We start from the raw sequence: 21,103 nt of genomic DNA on the forward strand, positions 1-21,103 counted from the left end.
CATGTAGAGTTGCATCGTCTTACGACATCACTCCAGAAAGGAGGTGTTCCAGCCGCACCTTCCGGTACGGCTACCTTGTTACGACTTAGCCCCAATTACCAGTTTTACCCTAGGACGCTCCTCGCGGTTACGTACTTCAGGTACCCCCGGCTTTCATGGCTTGACGGGCGGTGTGTACAAGGCCCGGGAACGTATTCACCGCGCCATGGCTGATGCGCGATTACTAGCGAATCCAGCTTCACGAAGTCGGGTTGCAGACTTCGATCCGAACTGAGAGAGGTTTTTGGGATTAGCATCCTGTCACCAGGTAGCTGCCTTCTGTACCCCCCATTGTAACACGTGTGTAGCCCCGGACGTAAGGGCCGTGCTGATTTGACGTCATCCCCACCTTCCTCACATCTTACGACGGCAGTCTCTCTAGAGTCCTCAGCATAACCTGTTAGTAACTAAAGATAAGGGTTGCGCTCGTTATGGCACTTAAGCCGACACCTCACGGCACGAGCTGACGACAACCATGCAGCACCTTCACACCTGCCTTGCGGCTATACTGTTTCCAATATATTCAGGTGCAATTTAAGCCCGGGTAAGGTTCCTCGCGTATCATCGAATTAAACCACATGTTCCTCCGCTTGTGCGGGCCCCCGTCAATTCCTTTGAGTTTCACCGTTGCCGGCGTACTCCCCAGGTGGAATACTTAATGCTTTCGCTTGGCCGCTTGCTGTATATCGCAAACAGCGAGTATTCATCGTTTACTGTGTGGACTACCAGGGTATCTAATCCTGTTTGATACCCACACTTTCGAGCCTCAGTGTCAGTTGCAGTCTAGTGAGCTGCCTTCGCAATCGGAGTTCTTCGTGATATCTAAGCATTTCACCGCTACACCACGAATTCCGCCCACCTCTACTGTACTCAAGACTGCCAGTTTCAACTGCAATTTTACGGTTGAGCCGCAAACTTTCACAACTGACTTAACAATCCACCTACGCTCCCTTTAAACCCAATAAATCCGGATAACGCTCGGATCCTCCGTATTACCGCGGCTGCTGGCACGGAGTTAGCCGATCCTTATTCATATGGTACATACAAAATTCCACACGTGGAATACTTTATTCCCATATAAAAGAAGTTTACAACCCATAGGGCAGTCATCCTTCACGCTACTTGGCTGGTTCAGACTCTCGTCCATTGACCAATATTCCTCACTGCTGCCTCCCGTAGGAGTTTGGACCGTGTCTCAGTTCCAATGTGGGGGACCTTCCTCTCAGAACCCCTATCCATCGTAGTCTTGGTGGGCCGTTACCCCGCCAACAAACTAATGGAACGCATCCCCATCGATAACCGAAATTCTTTAATATCAATCTCATGCGGGACTGATATGCCATCGGATATTAATCTTTCTTTCGAAAGGCTATCCCCGAGTTATCGGCAGGTTGGATACGTGTTACTCACCCGTGCGCCGGTCGCCATCTTTAGTTTGCAAGCAAACTAAAATGCTGCCCCTCGACTTGCATGTGTTAAGCCTGTAGCTAGCGTTCATCCTGAGCCAGGATCAAACTCTTCATTGTAAAAGTATCTTGTCATCCGTTAAGATGATTTTTTGCTCTGTTCAGGACGCCGTAATTTTATTGACCTTATTTCAAATACCTGACATCCTAAATCGTATCGCTACAATCTCGGACAAGTATTGACGGTTCTATTTTTTACTTGTACTACTTGTATTGTTTATCAATATTTCAAAGAACTTGCTGCTTTCGTTTCAAAAGCGGGCGCAAAGGTAAAGACTTTATTTTTAACCACCAAACTTTTTCGGAAGTTTTTTTTCCAACCTTTCTCTTTACTCATTTCTCAGGCTCTCTATGCGAAAGGGAAAGAATGTATAAAAGAAAGGCTCCGGCCTTTTTCTTTGCGAATCGGAGTGCAAAGATAAGAACTTTATTTATTATCCTCCAAAACTTTTCGGAAGTTTTTTTGTTCTTTTCTTCAGGACCAATCACGCCTTTTCAACAAGTCAATTCCGCAAGGCTTTCTTCTCTTGGAAAGCGGGTGCAAAAGTACGCCCTTTTCGTATACCGTCCAAATATATTAAACTCTTTTTTCGAACTTTTTTTGAAGGAATTCCCTAAAGTGCTGATCCATAACGATGTTGTAGAACATATTTTTTAAGAACGAGTGGCTCGTGGTCGGAAACGATAAGGGAAATACACATTATTATATCACACGCGGGCGCATACGGGCGCACAACGGGAAAGTTATCCGCATGAAGAGCTGTCCGATGAAAAAAAAGAGGAAAGAGGGCAATGACTGGTTCCGCTTATTGCAAAAGGGAGACTAAAAGGATGAATTCACGGGGAAGGCCAAAAGGAAAATGAAAAGCGATTGTAGCAAAAAAATGCGCGGCCTGAAAACGATTTTATATTTTCATTTCTCATATTCTCATAGATTGTAGGGTAATTGGTTGTAAATCACTGGAATAGTACTATGAGAAATAAAACATAAAATGGTATTTCTCATAGCATTACCGGAGTTTTATGCTAGAAATGGCGCATTTCTCATTCCTTTTAAAGGTATTTCTCATAGTATTTTGGCTATTTATCCTATAAATTCTCAAGCTAGGTCCTAAACTAAAGACCAAGCTGAATACCAGACTAGACACTGCTTTACAAGATATTATCAGTGCTTATTGAAAGTATATAGAGTAGACATCCGCATATTTTCCTATCTGCATCTGTATCGTTCCACTACAGTGAACAGATCATTGCACTAGAGTAGAAAGAACCGTCTACTCGAGTGAAAAGATCTGTTCACTCGAGTGCAATGATACAGATAGTAGTAGGAAAAAATAGCAATGATTAAGGAAAAGCATAAAGATATAAGGTACATGATACACAGGAAAGCAATAAACAATAGGAAGTTGCTTAATAAACGACATAAAGAAAGGAATAATCGTAAAGTCCGAAGAGAGTCCGGGAAAAGATACAGACATAATGCATGAGAAAGGAGCAAAATAGATAAAAGGAGTATGAGAATAAGATAAGAAACGATTTAAAACCTATGAGAAATGCATCATTTTTAAGGATAAATGATAGAAACAGTATGAGAAATACCATTTTATACTTTATTTCTCATTGTGTTATATTGCTGTTTTACAGGAGATTATTGTATCATTTATGAGAATATGAGAAATGAAAATGAAAAATCGTTTGCAGAGAAAAGTGCGTAAGTAACCTGAATTCGTCTTTTGGAAAGAGCAAAAAAAGAAAAAGATAAATCCAGAAATCCGGTCGAATCCATATATCGTATGCCCACCGAGCAAAATTCCTTTTCAGTTGTTATTCATGCATAAACATATTCTATACAATAAAAATAATATCATGGAGAAAAATATTTTTCAGTTAGATAATGAGCAGCTCAAAGAGATTGCTCGCTCATTTAAAGCAAAAGTAGAAGAAGGTTTGAACACTGAAAATGCAGAGATACAATGCATTCCCACTTTCATCACTCCGAAAGCAAGTGGTATCAATGGCAAATCATTAGTACTCGACTTAGGAGGAACAAATTACCGGGTAGCAATTGTTGACTTTAGTAAAACTCCTCCCGCCATTCATCCTAACAATGGTTGGAAAAAAGACATGTCGATTATGAAAACTCCCGGTTATACCCGAGAGGAGTTGTTCAAAGAAATGGCAGATATGATAACCGGAATAAAACGGGAAAAAGAGATGCCAATTGGATATTGTTTTTCTTATCCGACAGCGTCCGTCCCAGACGGAGATGCCAAACTGCTGCGTTGGACCAAAGGAGTTGACATAAAAGAGATGATCGGAGCAGTTGTTGGAAAACCTTTGCTCGATTATCTGAATGAAAGAAATAAAATCAAGTTTACGAATATAAAAGTGCTCAATGACACTGTTGCCAGTTTATTTGCCGGACTTACCGACAGTAGTTACGATGCGTATATAGGTCTGATTGTAGGAACAGGCACCAATATGGCTACTTTTATTCCGGCTGACAAAATAAAAAAATTAAATCCGTCGCATAAAGTAGATGGATTGATTCCCGTTAATCTGGAATCCGGGAATTTTCATCCGCCGTTCCTCACTGCAGTAGACAATACAGTGGATGGAATCTCCGGAAATCCGGGAAAACAACGCTTCGAGAAAGCTGTATCCGGAATGTATCTGGGAGATATTCTAAAAGCCACTTTCCCATTAGAGGAGTTCGAAGAAAAGTTTGACGCACAAAAGCTTACCTCTATTATGAACTATCCCGATATTTATAAAGAGGTGTATGTAGAAGTGGCACAGTGGATATATAGTAGATCAGCACAGCTAGTTGCGGCTTCACTGACAGGGCTTATCATGTTGCTGAAATCATACAACAAGGATATACGGAAAATTTGCCTGGTTGCCGAAGGCAGCCTTTTCTGGAGTAAAAACAGAAAAGACAAAAACTATAACATGATTGTCATGGAAAAATTACGAGAGCTTTTCAATTTATTCGGCTTAGAAGATGTAGAAGTCGATATCAAAAGCATGAATAATGCCAATTTGATAGGGACAGGCATCGCGGCTTTATCCTGATACCTCCCGCCCATCCTATCATCGTCATTGCAGAGTGATCCTCCCATCGAGTTGTTTATAAAAATTCGACAGGAATGTGTGAAAACTCTCTTTTTAATGTAATAATCCTTATACATGCTCTTATTCAAATAACGGTATGAGAAGCAAGTTGTATATGGTTAGCCCTTGGACTGTACCTAATGGTATATGCCTTGGGCAAAAGAAAGTGGATGAAAAGTCTAACGAGATAAAAGCTATTCCCGAACTTATCAAACAGTCTGATATTGAGAGCAGTAAATCTTCAATAGGCAGAGCAACAACATCATATTACACTTTTCACAATAACAGAAAGACTTTTATTGATAGCCAACAGCAAAAAATGACATTAATACATTGATAATCATTTTTTTTCATATCTTTGTTTGTCAGGAATCAATAAAACATGATTTCTCTACTTATTTTAATCAGAAAAGACACAGGCCTCATCGCTACCCTCTCGCCATTTATTTTTCTACTTTCTGTTTTTCCTTATTCTAAAAATTACAAATTATGCGCAAACAAAAATGTATTTCATTTCCTGCTATACTATTATTGATAGTTGTTTGTAGCCTAACATCCTGCAAGCCAAAAGGTTCCAAAGCCATGCTTGCTGAAAATGCCGCAGTAAAGGTGTATGTAGCACCAGGTAAGTACGACGAATTTTATAATTTTGTCTCTGGTGGTTTCAGCGGCCAGTTGGCTGTATATGGCCTTCCGTCGGGGAGATTGCTTAAAGTGATTCCGGTCTTCACTGCTAATGGTGAAAACGGATACGGATATGATGAAGGTACCAAGGCTATGCTGAACACATCACACGGTTGGCTGCCGTGGGGAGACTCCCATCATACAGATGCCTCACGTACCAACGGAATGTATGACGGGCGCTGGGTTTTCATCAATGAAAATAATACGCCACGAGTGGCAAGAATTGACCTGAAAACATTCCGCACTGTAGAGATCATAGAGTTACCGAACAGTGCAGGCAACCATTCTTCACCCTTCTCTACCGCCAATACCGAATATATGGTCGCCGGTACCCGTTTCAGCGTCCCGGGAGATTACGATAATACGGATGTGCCTATTAGTTCATATAAGAAGAATTTCAAAGGGCACTTAAGCTTCATCAAAGTCGATCCGCAGACGGGGAGAATGAACATCGCTTTCCAAATTGTCACTCCGGGATTGAACTTCGACTTGAGCCGTTCAGGTCAAGGCAAGAGCTCGGACTGGTCGTTTTTCTCCTGCTACAATAGTGAGCAGGCACATACCAACCTCGAAGTAAATGCCTCACAAAATGACAAGGACTTTCTACTGGCCATAAACTGGAAAAAAGCCGAAGAACTAGCAAACACAGGAGCAGGAAAGAAGCAACCTTGCCATTATGCACACAATGTACTTGATGAATCGACCATGACAGCTACATCGGACATGATGAAAGAGGTGCTTGTGCTTGATGCTAAAGAATACCCGGATTTATGCTATCTCATTCCTTGTCCCAAATCACCTCATGGCGTCGATGTTGATCCCACCGGAGAGTATATCATTGCAAGCGGGAAACTTGCGACGAACATTCCCGTGTTCAGCTACGAAAAAATGCTGAAAGCAATAAAAGACAAACAGTTCGACGGCAAGTTCGGCGGCATCAACATACTGAAATACGAGGCTGTGTCTTATGGGGAAGTGCAAGAACCCGGCTTGGGCCCATTGCATACAGAGTTCGATGCAGACGGAAACGCCTATACAAGTTTCTTCATATCATCCGAAATCGTAAAATGGAACATCAAAACCCTTACAGTACTCGACAAGGTTCCTACCTATTATTCTATCGGACATCTTTCTGTAATGGGAGGTAACACTGTCAAACCCTATGGAAAATATATGGTGGCTTACAACAAAATCACCAAAGACAGGTTCCTTCCTACCGGTCCGGAACTGTGCCAAAGTGCCCAGCTGTATGATATAAGCGGCACTAAGATGAAACTACTGCTCGACTTTCCGACCATAGGAGAACCTCATTACGCAACAGCCATCCCCGCCGAGATACTAAAAGAAAAACAAATGAAATATTACAATCTCGCCGAGAATCAAAATCCTTATGCTACCAAGACAGATGCCGATGCCCGTATCGAACGTAAGAATGGAGAGGTTCATGTTTACCTCATCTCGATCCGTTCACGTATCGTTCCCGATAATATAGAAGGTATCAAAGTGGGCGACACGGTCTATTTCCATGTCACCAACATTGAGCAGGAATGGGATATTCCACATGGATTCGCAGTGAAGGGCAATGAAAATGCCCAACTGTTAGTGATGCCGGGTGAAACACAAACACTAAAATGGACTCCTAAAACAACAGGCATTTATCCATTCTATTGTACAGATTTCTGCAGCGCCCTCCATCAGGAAATGCAGGGATATGTACGCGTATCTCCGGCAGACAGTAATGTAAAACTAGTATGCAGTTTCGACGATAAACCTCTTAAAACAATCGTAAAATGATAAACTCTTCTGCACTAAACTTCAAAAACGAGAAGATTTCCTTGCTATCACGCATCCTGTTGGCGATAGCAGGATGCCTTCTTTTCGCCGCACTACTGTTTCCAATCTGGAAAATAGAACTTTCGGCTCCACAGTATCCCGAAGGGCTGAATTTGTATTTACATGCCGACAAGATAGCTGGTGACGTAAACAGTATCAATGACCTGAATCATTATATCGGAATGAAAGAGTTGTACACCGAAGACTTCATTGAGTTTACCGTATTACCCTATATCATTTCATTCTTCGGATTGCTCACATTGGCATGCGCCTTTATCGGCAAAAAGAAATGGGCGATTTTCACCCTGTTCCTCTTCCTCGTCTTCGGTATCGTTTCACTCTTCGATTTCTACAACTGGAACTACAACTACGGGCATGACCTTTCGCCCAAAGCCGCTATCCAAGTGCCGGGCATGGCCTATCAACCACCCATCATCGGATATAAACAACTGCTCAACTTCGGCGTATATTCCATCCCTGCACTGGGAGGTATACTAATGATTCTGTCGGGAGTGCTTATGGCCTTCGTAACGATAAAAGAGTGCAAGATATATAAACTGTTTTCAAAGAAAGCCAATGTTGCGGCACTGGTTGCAGGAATGGTATTCATCACCATGTCCTGCACAGGCAAAGTGGAACCACGCCCCATAAATATGAATAAAGATACGTGCGCCGGTTGCAAAATGACCATTACCGACTTGAAATTCGCAACCGAATTCATTACCGACAAAGGGAAGATTTATGTATTCGACGATTTATCTTGCATGATACATTATCTCACGAAACATTCGGATATAAAAGCAAAAGCCCTGTTCGTACCTGATTATCTGTTATCTAACGAACTGTTGAAACTTCAAACTGCTTTTTTTGTAAAAGGAGATGGAGTCCGAAGCCCTATGGGCGGCAATATAGCCGCATTCAAAACACAGGATGCAGCCGAAATGTATGCAAAAGAATTTCATTCGGAAGTGATGTCATGGACAGATTTAGACTTGCCTGCTGGTGTGCAATAATTCTTTTGTCCGCTGCGACATCCCATGCCCGGGTCATCAGAGTGGGTGCTGCCTATAATTTCAAGACTATAGGCAGTGCTATCATACAGGCTCATCCGGGTGATACTGTCGAAGTGTGGGGCGGGGTATACAATGAAAATGTAATCATTGACAAGTCTATTCAATTGAGAGGAATTCATTCTCCTTCGGTCAATGCACGCAATAAGGGAAACGTAATGCTGATCCAAGCGGATAATGTAATCGTTGAGGGCTTCCGGCTGGAAAATTCCGGTCGGTCATCGTTGCATGAATATTGTGGAATCAGAGCAGTAAACTGTAACGGAACGGTGATTAGAAACAATGTATGCCTGAACAACTCGATCGGGATCAATTTGCAGAAGTGTACCCGTGGCATAATTTCCGGAAATAAAGTGACAACGAATATCAACTATCTGCCCGTACTAGGCAATGCCATTCATTGCTGGAGTTGCGATACGCTGGCCATCATTCAAAATCAGGTGAGCAATCATCGGGACGGAATCTATCTGGAATTTGTTTCCGCCTCACAGATCAACAGGAATGTGGTACACGATTGTATGCGTTATGGCTTGCATTTCATGTTCTCGCATTATGACGAATATCATTATAACACTTTCCGCCGTAACGGCGCAGGGGTAGCAGTGATGTATTCGCATCAGGTGAATATGACATTCAACCTGTTCGAACTGAATGTGAGTGACATTTCCTACGGATTATTATTGAAGGATATTTATGACGGTATGATTGCACACAATACATTTCTGGAAAACAGTGTGGCAATCTATATGGATGATACACACGATGTGCAAATCAGAAACAACCATTTCGAGAAAAACGGAATGGGAATACGTATGCTGGCAAGCAGCTATGAAAACTGTGTCAGCGACAACAACTTCATCAGCAACACGTATGATGTGACAACCAATAGCAGCTCGACAAACAACAATACCTTTTCGGGCAATTATTGGGATAAATACAATGGCTATGATTTGAACAAAGACGGATATGGAGACGTCCCTCACCACCCTTTGAGTCTCTTTTCCATGTTTGTGGAACACAATCCAATGGCAATGCTCTTCTTTCGCAGTATCATCGCCAACATGCTCGACTTGTCCGAGAGAATTTCTCCAACGATGACTCCCGAAAACTTTGTTGATGAAAAACCTGCAATGAGAAGAAAGTTATGATTGAATTCAAGAACATAAGCAAAAGTTTCGGACGTTTACAAGTGCTGAAAGACATCAGCCTCTGTTTTGAGGACGGTGTTTGTGTCATCTTTATCGGTCCCAACGGTTGTGGCAAAACAACTCTTATCAAATGCCTGCTCCACATGGTCATACCAAATAGCGGAACTGTATGGATAGACAACAAAAACGTAAGTTTACATCCCGACAGCAGGAATCATCTTGGTTTCATGCCGCAAATCGGCTCTTTTCCCGAACACATGACTGTGAACGAAGTGATAAAAGCTGTACAGTCTATCCGGAATTACCGGGGAGAGATAGATAAAGACATTTATGAAGCCTACGATATTCCAGCATTGGGAACGAAGAAAATGAACACCCTCTCCGGCGGTACGGTGCAAAAGGTAAGCGCAGCAATCGCTTTTATGTTTCATCCTGATATTGTGGTAATGGACGAGCCCTTCGCCGGATTGGATATACAAGCTTCCTACATTCTAAGAAAGAAAATTATCAAAGAAAGGGAACATGGAAAAACGATATTTATCACTTCACATATATTAAGCGATATAGACAGTATCATTTCACACGTAGTCTTTATGGAAAACGGTTCGGTATTGTTCAATAAATCTTTAACCCAGCTGTATGCCGAGACAGGGGAAAAGAATATCAGTGAAGCTGTGATGCAACTTATTAAATAGTTAGACAGAATGGATATGATAAAAATCTTCAAACTCATTTTCAAAGATATACTGAAGAACAAAACGACTTTAGTCTTTCTGGTTGTTTTAGCGGTGATGTCGTGGGTATCCTTCTCCATGGAGGACGATGTGAACAAAGGTCTGATTACTATCATGAATGAAATCCTGTTTATCGTTCCCCTTATGTCGATATTGTTTTCTACGATATATCTTCATAATTGCAGAGAATGTATTGTACTGTTGCTGGGACACCCTATTCGTCGGGCTACTATCTGGAACGGCATCTATGCCGGGGTAGCTTCCAGTCTCTGTCTCGCGTATTTGCTTGGAGCAGGCATTCCTATCCTGGTGTATTCATTCAACATGGCAGGACTACTTATGATCTTTATGGGGCTCTGTATAACTCTTGTATTCGTGTCACTGGCATTTCTTATCTGTTCTTTTGTGTCTGACAAATCCAAAGGGATTGGTCTCGCATTGATTCTTTGGCTTTTCCTTGCATTGATCTACGACGGTATCATACTTTTCATACTGTTCCAGTTCAGCGACTATCCGATAGATCATTTTATGATCGGCACATTGATGCTCAACCCTATTGATTTGGCACGATTGCAAATGCTGATAAAACTGGATGTTTCAGCAATCATGGGATATGCCGGTGCTGCTTTTAAAGAGTTAGTAGGCAAAAAGGCAGGAATAATCGTATCCTTTCTTGTGCTCGTGTTATGGGTTGTGTTACCTTATCTCTGGTCTGTAAGATTGTTCAGAAAGAAAGATTTATAATTGAATATTAAGTAAGGTCTGAGATTCTTACTATGGAAGAAGAGGAAAACTCGTTCCGGAGCTTTCCTCTTCTTTTATCTCTTATTTCTAAGTGAAATAGAAAAATGTATTACTTTATTTTAAGGGCAAAACCACCTCCGGGTGCCAAATGAATCTTCAACTTAGCGTCATTTTTTATCCGGATGGATTCACATTTATAATCACGCCCGATCCGATGAGCATTTGCGCCATCTTTAAATAACGTAGCGTCATACGTCTTATCACCCAGAAAAGAACAATCCACTTCGATGTCACGTGCCGTCCAATCGGTGATTCCACCTACATACCAGACATTTCCACTCCGGCGTGCTGTTACGATATACTCTCCCATCTTACCATCAAGCACGATACTTTCATCCCATACTGTCGGAATATCAGCAATAAATCCGGTTGATTCCGGTTCGCGCATATAGTTGCTCGGCGTATCACACAACATATTGAAAGGAGATTCAAATACAATATACAGAGCAAGTTGGCGGCAACGACTCCCCTGACTCATCGGTTCAGAATTACAAGGGTAATAGTTACCTTTCGAAGCATTGCGCATCGCCCCTTGAGTGTAGTCCATCGGACCGGATACTTGACGAGCGAAAGGAATCATCACGTCATACTTCACCTGATCTACCGAAGCCGGACTCCATTTCATCTGTTCCAGCCCATTGACACCTTCAAAGTTCAACACATTCGGATAGGTACGATTCAAACCGGCCGGTTTGTGCGTTCCGTGTAAGTCGAGGATCAGTTTATATTTAGCACACATTTCGGCAGCCCGATAATTAAACGCAGTCATAAGCTGATCGTCACGATCCATAAAATCGACCTTAAAACCTTTTACTCCCATGTCGGCATAATGACGGCAAACGTTCTCCATATCACGTTCGAAAGCATAATAACCGGCCCAAAGAATGATGCCCACATTTTTGGAGGCTGCATAATCTACCAATTCTTTCAGATTAATCTCTTTCACCACTTGCATCAAATCCGCTTGCAGATTTACCGCCCAACCTTCATCAAGTATCACATATTCAATACCGTTTGCAGAAGCAAAATCAATGTAGGCTTTATAAGTCGGATTATTTACTCCGGTTACAAAATCAACGCCATCCAAATTCCAGTCATTCCACCAGTCCCATGCTACTTTACCGGGTTTGATCCATGAAAGATCCGTCAGACGGGAAGGGGCAGCCAATAAATAGCTCAAGTTGCTTGCTGCCAAATCCTTATCGGAAGTGGTAACAATGCTCATACGCCACGGGAAATTTCTGGGTTTATCAACTTTGGCAATGTAAGCTTCATGCTCTTTCACCAACATTTGAAGTTGATTGTGTCCGCCTTGCACCATCTTCTTGGGGTATGGCGCGAAACGTCCCGTCAACCGATTTTCTCCTTCAGCAGCAGACAAATAGAGACCGGGATAATTCTCCAAATCGGATTCTGTAATACAAATCTTAACACCTTCGCCGGCATCCACGACTAACGGCAAAAACATCAAACGTTTTTTATTCAGTTTTGACAATGGACCGGTAGTATAAGTATTCTCAAATGAATTGAAATATTGGGAGTCATAATCACCGTCCTTTCCTCCTCTTACGTACGGTACAGAAGCTACCATATCAGATGGGAAATGATAATCTACTATTTCATCTACCACATTGAAAGGTTTCTTCGCACGGCTGACAAAGCGGTAAGCAATACCATCATTGTACGCACGGAACTCTACATTCCAGTCTTTTTTAAACCGAAGAGTCAACTCATTATAGTGGTCTCTTAATTCACTGGCACGATAGAAAGGAGAAGGAATCATCTGATCTACTTTTTTCCCGGAAGTGCCGGACAACTTTGCTTTCTCTCCCCAGACTTCTCCGTTATCCAATGTCATCGAAATTGGAGAAGGAGCAAGGATCTGCCGTCCGTTACAGTAAATATCATAAGTCAACTTATCACCTACGGTAATCGTCGTTTGAAGCTTTCCATCCGGAGAGTTCAAAGTAAATTGTTTTTGCGCCTGTACCGTAAGCGTACATGCGACAACACACAAGAATAATAAAATCTTCAGTTTTTTCATGGTTTTAATTATAGTAGTTATCAAATTATAGAAGAACGATACAAAAATAAAATAATATATCATACTAACCTATATGAAAACTAAAAAACAGAGATAAAAAAGAATACGTGATTCTATCTTTTTCCTGTCAGAGATTGAATGCAATCGACTTCTTCCTGCTGATAAGGTACTCCGGTAGGACGATAAATATCATGAAACCATAATTCCGGTTCTTCCCCCGACGGAATAACGTCATCCCAGGCAAAAATAGTATTTGTCTTCCCTGCAACAAATCCCCAATTGATGGCGCCTACCTTTTCTTTTTTCATCAAAGGAAGAACATTGCAAAAGCGGCTGTCATTGCGACGAGCCATATATTCGGTACAAATCAACGGACGGTTAAGCATCTTCAGAAACTTGATGCATTCGCCATGCCGGACCTCATTATCGTAATTATGATAAGAGATGATGTCCGAATGATTCAACACAAACGCATTCAGAACATTCTTCCGGGGAGAATTATAGTCCCATACACCGGCAGTAATCGGTTGTGACGGATTACAATCCCGCACCCAACGAAAGACATTTGTCAATAAAGACAAAGAAGTTTCCTCGTGTTTACTATTCCCCGGTTCATTATACAAATCCCACATCAATATCCGGTCATCATTGGCATAAGTTCGGACAATATCTTTTACATACTCTTGCAGAAAAGGATACAAAGTCAGTGTGTCTTTACGCAAGCTACATGAAGGGTCCTGCACCCAACCAGAATTATGAACACCCGGCTTCGGTTCCGGTTGTTTACCATAAGCCGACTCCGGATTCCAACAATCATCAAAAAACACAAACATAGGGCGGATTGAATATCTCCCGCAAATATTCAAAAAATCATCCATACGCTTCTTCATTCCTGTCGCATCATTTTGCCATACAACACTGCTCAAGAAAACACGTAAGGTATTAAAGCCCAGTTCATGCGCCCATGATAGTTCTTTGTCTATCTGTTCAGGATCGAAAGTATCCGCACTCCACATTTCTATCTGATTGATTGCCGTTGCCGGAATATAATTGCAACCTACCAGCCAAGCTTGATTGTCATACCATTCCTGTATCTTCTCTTCCGTCCAACGGCTGTTGTTTGAAGAATTAGAATCCTGTGTACAGGCGCATACACATATCCCCACTAAAAAGAATAAAAACACCACATTAACACACCATTTATTTTTCATGCTATTTTCAATTGATTAATATACAAGATTACTTGTTCTTTTAATTCCCGTTTATTTGATTATTTATGCCTGTTGTCTGACTTTTCCTTCCACACCACTACTCCTGCAGGTTCGAGGCGTGCACTGCCGATCAAGATCTCCGCCTTGGCAGGAATGGCAATTTCTTGAATGTCCGATGTATAATTCAAAGCGATATAGAAACCATCTCGCCATTCCTTCACCACTCCATACGGTAAATCTTCAGTCGGTACACCGGCTTCCGCATATACACGGCGTACTACTTCTTTCTCCAATTTGCCGTCATCGGTATCCGTTCCGATATAAGTGACCGTTCCTTTACCCAGCCTACGGTGTATCACGGAAGCAGCTCCCTTATAAAACTGGTCCGCATACACAGCCCAAACATCTGTTCCGGCAGCCGGGGTTAGTACGTCCGCCCAATTGTTCCAAGCGTATTCCATGCCTCCGAAATCTACCTTTCCATACAGATTGTGAGGCAGATGGTCATAGTACAGGCTGGTTATTCCGGCCAGTTGGTGGATGGGAGCAGCCAAAGGAGCCTCCCACAGTTTGGCGTTACGGTCTTTCTGCCCGGTACGGCAGGTCAGAATCAGATGTCCTCCCTCCTTCACGTATTCAGTCCAGCGCTCTACCAAATTGTTGTCAAGCAACTGATAAGCCGGCGCAATCAGGAAAGGATAACCCGAAAAATCCTCCTTCTCCGAGATCACATCAACAGGAGCGGCAAAGGACTTCAACAGGTTGTAATACTTATGTATGTGTGACATCGTCCACCACTGGTTTGTCTGACGCTGGAACTCCATTTCCCAATAGTTGTTCATATCGAAAAGCAGTCCAATGCGCCGGGAAGCCAGCTGTTTGGACATACGGCTTTTCTTATCGTAGGCGGCATGAAGCTTTTTCATCTCCTGCACAATACGTACATATTCTTCACCGCCCGGAGAAAGAGTTACCCCGTCGGTCATTATCATGCCGTAATGGTATTGCTCACTGCCTTTCAGAGGTTGACGGAAACGGTAATTGCACACAAACTTCCCGCCACCTGCAAAAACATGATACACCCACATACGCACGGCACCGGGTAAAGGCTGGGGATTGTACACTCCCCAGTTCACCTGCCCGGGTTGTAGTTCCATCACTCCGAATGTTTTGCCGACACGGTTACGAAACTGGTCATTTGAAAACCCGAGATCTTCGGGAATCCCCATCCGAAAGCCTTGGCTGCCTATTCCCTGATTATGTCCGGTCACCAGATAGCGGGTGTAGGTCAAGAAGTCCGTATGATCGATCCGTACCGGATCAACCGGATTGAAAACAGGAATTAGGTTGGTAGTGATCCATTGATCTCTGCTGATATGCCGCCGGAGTATGTCTGCCTGCATATTAACAAAGCCCGCCAGTTCATCCGCCATGAAACGGTTCAGATCGAGCATGGCATGAGGATTGGGCTTATCGGGTACTTCTTGTTGACTGGGAAGGCGAATCTGGTTGAAGTTCTGATAGGTTTCACTCCAAAAAGAGGTCCCCCAAGTATCATTCAGCTTGTCGATGGTTCCATATTTTTTTTGCAGCCAAACGCGAAATTTCACCTGCGCATTTTCACTGTAATCCACTACTCCGTAATGTCCCGGCTCGTTGTCAATCTGCCAGCCGATAACAGCGGGATGATTGCCATAGTGCATTGCCAGGCGGGAAACGATGTTTTCTACATAACGACGGTATCGGTCGCTACTCCAGGAAGCATGCTGACGCCGTCCGTGTTGAATAGTCACTCCATTATCCCGCTGGATCAATATGTCGGGGTACTTTTTTGACAGCCAGACGGGAGGTGTGGGAGTAGGCGTACACATAATTACTTTCAGACCATATTTCTCCGCCAGGGAAACGGCACGATCCAGCCACTCAAAATCATACTTTCCTTCTTCCGGCTCCATCATAGCCCAGGCAAATTCTGCAAAATGGGTAAACTTGATCCCCATCTCCGACATTTTCTTCAAATCACGTTCCCATTGAGAAGGATTCCATTGCTCGGGGTAATAGTAAGACCCCAAAGCAAACAACTCTTCCGGAGGAAAAGATTTATCGACTGGAGATTGAGCAAAAGATACCAATGAAAACAATAGAGCTAAGACTAATAAGGATTTCTTCATGGATATTATTTTTAGAATCTATTATCTCTTTGTAAACGTGCAGGTATTTGTATCCATATCCAGCTTGACATGATATATACCGGCTCTGAAATTAGCTCCCGGTCCGAAGTTTTCTGTTTCCTGCCATTGATCTCCGTTCCAGTAACCGCCCCGCGCTATCAAATCACCTTCAGATACAATGGTCACATCAAATGAAGTAATTTCATTATTCCAACCTTTTTTCTTATAGAATCTGAACATAAAGTCATTCTTTAAAAATAGATTGGTTTCAAAAATACGCTCCCCAGTCTTCACGCAACAGATAAAATCTTTCGGATTTTCCCATCCCCAATTTCCAATATCATCAGCAAGAAGTCCGCTGATCCTAGGATGTCCGAAGGTAGCCCCAGTGATCCATACAGTTTCGGGGAATTCCGCACTGGCCGTTTTCTCTACATATATAAGTTCCCTATTCTTATTATATGAAATCTTATACTTGCCATCCGGGGCATTAAACTTGTATTGGCCATTTTCATTCGTAAAGTATTCCGGTTGAAGCATATAATCCAAATAACTAAATCCTTCAAAATCGACAGTTTGTCCTTTCGTGAAATTCAACTCTACACCGATATAATTGGGATCATTAGATTGAGTCAGTTCTGTACCGTTTATTTTATAAGATTCTTCTTCAAGCTGTCCTTCATCTACCTTATCAATAAACATACATATATTCTTATTCAAATCTATCCGGACACGGTATACTCCTGGCGTGAAATCCGGTCCGGCCACAAAATCACCGGTAAAATGTCCGCCACCAGTACCGCCCGTTGCCGGATCACTATAAAACCAGCCTTTACCTAATAGATTAATAGGATAAGGATTAACAGTGGTGCTAGCCAGTTCACCTCCCCACGGACGTTGCTTATAAAATTTAAACTGGAAATCTTTAACCAGATAAAGAGTTGTTTCAAAAACATTATCCGATATCTTCACGCACTGGAATGCATCACTCGGCAAATTGAAGGTCCATGTGGCAACAGTCACCCGTCCGGCTTGAGGATGCCCGAAATTAGAACCGCAAACCCATAAGCCATCCGGATAATTCACTGAACGATTTTCTAAATATATCAGTTTGTTTACCGGATCGTAAAACAGTTTATAGTTTCCATCCACCCCTATAAATGTAGCTTTATCCTTTGTTATATCTTCAAAGAAATCCGGTTGAAGCATCTTTCTCACATCACTGAAATTGCCGAAAGTCACTTCATCGCCTTCATGAAGTTCCAAAGCAATACCCAGGTAAGATGAAGCCTCTTCTAATATACCCATTTCATGCCCGTTAACAAGGAAGGTTTGCTCCTGAATATTTTCATCTTTTGCTTCAAAAGTACACGTGTTATTGTTCAAATCAAGCGTAATAAGATATACTCCGGGTTGGAACAACGGTCCAGGAATAAAATCTCCCCCACTCTTTCCTGCAACCAGGAATGGAGTAGTAAGTGTTATATTGTCCTCTGGTAAAGTGGTAATTTCATTATCACCTTCTCCCCAACCTCTATGTTTGAAGAACTTGAATGAGAAGTTATTAGCCAGATATACGGTGAGCTGAAAGACGTTGTCAGCACTTTTATAACAATAAAGTACATTGTTGGCTCCATCCATACTCCAGCCACTTGTAGTAACCACCCTCGCCTGAGGATGCCCCCAATTAGCACCACAGAACCATAATCCTTCCGGATAGGTTGCGCCAGCTTTTTCCACATACAGAAGTTCATTAACGGGATCATAAAGCACACTATAATCATCTGTCTCTCCTTTAAAACGAGCTTTATTTTCGGACAAGTATTCAAAGTAATCCGGTGAGAGAATTGATTCTATTCCGTCGGTTCCCGAGAATTCGATTTCCTGTCCCTTTTCCAAATGAAGCTTCTTCCCCTGAAAATTGGAGTAAATTTCTTCATCCAACACATTACCTCCTACGGAAAGAGGAGAGGCAAGTTTCCACTCCGGCCAATTATCCCATTTCTGTACGTCATCGCTACAGGATGCCGCCAACAGAAGGAGAAGAATCGTATATATATAATATTTCATAATACAGTCATATTAAGATTATACATTTATTTTTTATATGCTTTCAACAAAGCCTGATAAACCGCTTCGTTCACCTTCACAATGCAGCCGTGTCGCGCACCGGGTCTGTCCGTACCATCCTTTACATTAGGGCCGGAGAAGGTACGCTCTTTCCATGGTCCGTCCATAGAGGTCGATTGAAACAAATGATAGCCATAAGGTTTGGCGGCATAAGACTCCGCATAAATAAACCAACCGCTATGATTGGGGCGTTCGATAAAAATAGGTGCTTCACGCATCATATCATTCGGAGTGACAGGTGCTCCCGGATTGGTGTAAGGACCGGTCAGGCTGGAAGAGGTAGCAATACGGACTGTTTTCCCGGTTTCCGGAGCAACAGCCGGATCGCGTTCATCTTTCAAGATTGCATAATAAACACCGTTTACCTTCCGGATAATGGCATCAATAATAGACATGTTCTCATCTGTACCAGTGAAGTTGAACAGTTTCTGTGGTTCTGTATACGTCTCAAAATCTTTTGTCAGCACATAGAGAGTACGCATACTGTCCCAGTCATCCTTATCCGGATCGTTGCAGGCATGCCAACTTATAATGTATTGTCCGCTGTCCTTGTCATAAAACATCTTGGGTGCTCCCCAATAATAGGTAGTATAAAATCCCTGCGCATTACTACGATTAAAAATCATTTCATCCAACGGGGTAGACGTCCATGTCACCAAATCTTCTGACCGCCACAAAGCCAACGGATTGACTGCTATCATATAAAAAGCCCCATCATGTCCCTGACAAATATCAGGATGCCCAATGTAAGCACTATTGATTATCCGACCTTTATTCAGCGTCTCCCAATTTACACCATCCCGGGAAGCAGCATAATACAATTTTCCATAATTAGCATTCGTCATGTGGGCAAATAAATATCCGCCATCTGTTTCCACTGGAATTTCTTCTCTGCATGTTTCTGCCTCATCCGAGCATGCCCAACTCATTAAAAACAATAATAGACCAATTATATAGTAACTCATACGTTTCATATCTTTATATTCAGTTAATAGGTTTAATTTATATTTTGCTGCGCTTTGCTCTTATCTTCCGCCCAACCCGGACGTTCCCAAGTCTGCTTCAGCTCTTTTCCATAAGAAACCGCCTGTTCGACTGCATAATTAGGAATCGGCATGTACTGATGCGTCGGCATTACTCCCTTCGCTTTATACATTTCCTGCGCATATTTATTAAAACGAATCAAGTCAATCTTACGATTACCTTCATAAAAGAGTTCATGTCCCCGTTCAATCAGAATCGCATCCAGAAAAGCATCTTTGGTATTGGTTGCCACACTCGGTAAATCCAACAGTCCGGCTCTTCTTCTCACTTGATTAACTGCATTTATAGCTGCTACAGAAGGAACGGTTCCTGTTTTGCGCACTTCAGCTTCTGCGTACATCAATAATACATCAGCCCATCTTGCCAAAGGAATATCAGTACCCTGGAAAGTTGTCATGGTTTCCTGCGGAAATTTATTCATAATATATCCATTCCATCTCACCCCCAGATTGTCTTTATTGATGATAACACCATTCTTGTCCTTATAACTAGTCACAATCGTTTTCAGACGACCGTCGTTACTTTCGAAAGCATCATAGAATTTCTTATCCATACTGAAAGCCTGGAACCATCCGCCTCCCATTGGGAAAGGATCCCCTTTTGCCACATCGGAAGGTAAAGCCCACATCAGGAAAGGATTCGCATTTCCATGTTTCGGATTACCATCGGCAGTCGGGCTACAACTGACAGCCATAATGATCTCTTTATTGAATTTATTGGCATTCTTAAACAGGTCAACGTATGGTGTACTTCCGGTTTTAAACAAATCATATTTACCTGTATTGAGTTCATCGTACATATCCATTGCTCTCTGATAATAACCTTCCATGTGTTCACCTTCGTTCAGACAGTGTTTCATCAGGCAGAAACGGGCATAATCGCGCGTATAACGTCCCATATCCGGAGCTACCTCGGGAGCATTCTTTGCGGCAAATTCCAGATCATCCGTAATCCATTGAGTCATTTCATCCAAAGAAGGACGCACGGTATTCGACAACGCTTCCGGATCAATTACTTTTTCGGGGTCTAGGATGACCGGTACAGGACCGTAAACATGCAACAGAAAGTACATCATCAATCCACGACACAGACGTGCTTCTCCGAGCAGGTTATTCTTTTTTTCTTCTGTAAGAGCAGTCAGGGGAGCTTTCTCCAAAGTTCCAATGATTTCAGTCATACGGGTTATTTGAGCCGTTTTCGGGAAATGGTTGAGGTTACTGCCATCATCCACATTTCCACGCCAGTAATAAAAGCAATTACTGTAGTCTCCCCTAGTAAAGCGTTCCCAGTCTGCACCTACTGTGGTAGCCGGTGCACATATATCAGAAGCTGAATCAAACATACGTATTGCTCCTCCGGACTGTATATGAATGCCGTGTTGCAAACCGCCCGAACCCATATCATACGTCCAAACCGTGGTGTATGGCAAGTAGCAAATCATCATATAGGAAACATACTCCTGCTCTGTAGAAGGATACTCTCCCTGCAACAAAGCTCCATAAATATAAGGATCAAAATTATTCTCACAACTACCGAATAATAGTTGCAAGGAAACAAGCATCGGTAAAAAAATCTTCTTTTTCATACGACATAATTTGTTAGATTTCATAG

At 42.4% G+C, this 21,103-nt stretch carries 12 protein-coding genes, 1 rRNA gene and 1 pseudogene; 7 read left to right on the plus strand and 7 right to left on the minus strand.

The features are described 5' to 3' along the window. Positions 1-36: 36 nt before the first annotated feature. Positions 37-1,565: ribosomal RNA gene (locus GD631_RS01560) — 16S ribosomal RNA — on the minus strand. 1,806 nt (positions 1,566-3,371) lie between these two features. Here GD631_RS01560 and GD631_RS01565 point away from each other — a divergent pair. The 7 genes and pseudogenes from GD631_RS01565 to GD631_RS01595 all read left to right on the plus strand — a co-directional run bounded on the left by GD631_RS01565 (position 3,372) and on the right by GD631_RS01595 (position 10,832). Further along, positions 3,372-4,580 carry a hexokinase family protein gene (locus GD631_RS01565; protein WP_143260437.1) on the plus strand — a complete coding sequence of 403 codons (1,209 nt, stop codon included), beginning with the start codon at positions 3,372-3,374 and terminating at the stop codon, positions 4,578-4,580. 97 nt (positions 4,581-4,677) lie between these two features. Continuing rightward, a pseudogene (locus tag GD631_RS01570) lies at positions 4,678-4,851 on the plus strand (ISAs1 family transposase); the annotation flags it as partial. Positions 4,852-5,108: 257 nt separating this feature from the next. After that, complete coding sequence (gene nosZ / locus GD631_RS01575; RefSeq protein WP_143260438.1) at positions 5,109-7,097, plus strand: Sec-dependent nitrous-oxide reductase; 1,989 nt, start codon at positions 5,109-5,111, stop codon at positions 7,095-7,097. Beyond that, entirely contained in the window at positions 7,094-8,149 is a 1,056-nt protein-coding gene (locus GD631_RS01580) for a nitrous oxide reductase accessory protein NosL (protein WP_185911552.1), read from the plus strand. The genes nosZ and GD631_RS01580 overlap by 4 nt, the downstream gene beginning before the upstream one ends. Further along, on the plus strand, positions 8,113-9,354 hold the full coding sequence (gene nosD / locus GD631_RS01585) for a nitrous oxide reductase family maturation protein NosD (RefSeq protein WP_143260439.1): 1,242 nt from the start codon (positions 8,113-8,115) through the stop codon (positions 9,352-9,354). Before GD631_RS01580 ends, nosD begins: the two co-directional genes overlap by 37 nt. Further along, on the plus strand, positions 9,351-10,049 hold the full coding sequence (locus GD631_RS01590; RefSeq protein WP_143260440.1) for an ABC transporter ATP-binding protein: 699 nt from the start codon (positions 9,351-9,353) through the stop codon (positions 10,047-10,049). The genes nosD and GD631_RS01590 overlap by 4 nt, the downstream gene beginning before the upstream one ends. Positions 10,050-10,058: 9 nt before the next feature. Then, the gene (locus tag GD631_RS01595; RefSeq protein ID WP_211200534.1) at positions 10,059-10,832 is read left to right on the plus strand and encodes an ABC transporter permease subunit; all 774 of its coding nucleotides are present in this window, start codon (positions 10,059-10,061) and stop codon (positions 10,830-10,832) included. A 109-nt stretch (positions 10,833-10,941) separates the two neighbouring features. On the opposite strand, the gene GD631_RS01600 is transcribed toward GD631_RS01595, so the two are convergent. The 6 genes from GD631_RS01600 to GD631_RS01625 all read right to left on the minus strand — a co-directional run bounded on the left by GD631_RS01600 (position 10,942) and on the right by GD631_RS01625 (position 21,101). Next, positions 10,942-12,936 carry a retaining alpha-galactosidase gene (locus tag GD631_RS01600; RefSeq protein ID WP_143260441.1) on the minus strand — a complete coding sequence of 665 codons (1,995 nt, stop codon included), beginning with the start codon at positions 12,934-12,936 and terminating at the stop codon, positions 10,942-10,944. A gap of 113 nt (positions 12,937-13,049) precedes the next feature. Then, complete coding sequence (locus GD631_RS01605) at positions 13,050-14,147, minus strand: cellulase family glycosylhydrolase (RefSeq protein WP_143260442.1); 1,098 nt, start codon at positions 14,145-14,147, stop codon at positions 13,050-13,052. Between the two features lie 59 nt (positions 14,148-14,206). After that, complete coding sequence (locus GD631_RS01610; RefSeq protein ID WP_143260443.1) at positions 14,207-16,318, minus strand: beta-galactosidase; 2,112 nt, start codon at positions 16,316-16,318, stop codon at positions 14,207-14,209. Positions 16,319-16,339: 21 nt separating this feature from the next. Further along, complete coding sequence (locus tag GD631_RS01615) at positions 16,340-18,388, minus strand: hypothetical protein (RefSeq protein ID WP_143260444.1); 2,049 nt, start codon at positions 18,386-18,388, stop codon at positions 16,340-16,342. A gap of 26 nt (positions 18,389-18,414) precedes the next feature. After that, positions 18,415-19,413, minus strand: coding sequence for a glycoside hydrolase family 43 protein (locus tag GD631_RS01620; protein WP_143260445.1), 999 nt, complete (start codon positions 19,411-19,413; stop codon positions 18,415-18,417). Between the two features lie 32 nt (positions 19,414-19,445). Then, positions 19,446-21,101: a RagB/SusD family nutrient uptake outer membrane protein gene (locus GD631_RS01625; protein WP_143260447.1), complete on the minus strand. Its 1,656-nt coding sequence runs from the start codon at positions 21,099-21,101 to the stop codon at positions 19,446-19,448. Between the last annotated feature and the right edge of the window lie 2 nt (positions 21,102-21,103).

The organism is Bacteroides luhongzhouii, assembly GCF_009193295.2.
GTDB lineage: Bacteria > Bacteroidota > Bacteroidia > Bacteroidales > Bacteroidaceae > Bacteroides > Bacteroides luhongzhouii.

Excerpts from the sequence above, each read along its gene's own strand:
- nosD (WP_143260439.1), top strand. The coding sequence starts at position 8,113 with ATGGACAGATTTAGACTTGCCTGCTGGTGTGCAATAATTCTTTTGTCC.
- GD631_RS01610 (WP_143260443.1), bottom strand. The coding sequence starts at position 16,318 with ATGAAGAAATCCTTATTAGTCTTAGCTCTATTGTTTTCATTGGTATCT.
- GD631_RS01580 (WP_185911552.1), top strand. The coding sequence starts at position 7,094 with ATGATAAACTCTTCTGCACTAAACTTCAAAAACGAGAAGATTTCCTTG.
- GD631_RS01590 (WP_143260440.1), top strand. The coding sequence starts at position 9,351 with ATGATTGAATTCAAGAACATAAGCAAAAGTTTCGGACGTTTACAAGTG.
- GD631_RS01620 (WP_143260445.1), bottom strand. The coding sequence starts at position 19,413 with ATGAGTTACTATATAATTGGTCTATTATTGTTTTTAATGAGTTGGGCA.
- GD631_RS01600 (WP_143260441.1), bottom strand. The coding sequence starts at position 12,936 with ATGAAAAAACTGAAGATTTTATTATTCTTGTGTGTTGTCGCATGTACG.
- nosZ (WP_143260438.1), top strand. The coding sequence starts at position 5,109 with ATGCGCAAACAAAAATGTATTTCATTTCCTGCTATACTATTATTGATA.
- GD631_RS01625 (WP_143260447.1), bottom strand. The coding sequence starts at position 21,101 with ATGAAATCTAACAAATTATGTCGTATGAAAAAGAAGATTTTTTTACCG.
- GD631_RS01565 (WP_143260437.1), top strand. The coding sequence starts at position 3,372 with ATGGAGAAAAATATTTTTCAGTTAGATAATGAGCAGCTCAAAGAGATT.
- GD631_RS01605 (WP_143260442.1), bottom strand. The coding sequence starts at position 14,147 with ATGAAAAATAAATGGTGTGTTAATGTGGTGTTTTTATTCTTTTTAGTG.
- GD631_RS01595 (WP_211200534.1), top strand. The coding sequence starts at position 10,059 with ATGGATATGATAAAAATCTTCAAACTCATTTTCAAAGATATACTGAAG.
- GD631_RS01615 (WP_143260444.1), bottom strand. The coding sequence starts at position 18,388 with ATGAAATATTATATATATACGATTCTTCTCCTTCTGTTGGCGGCATCC.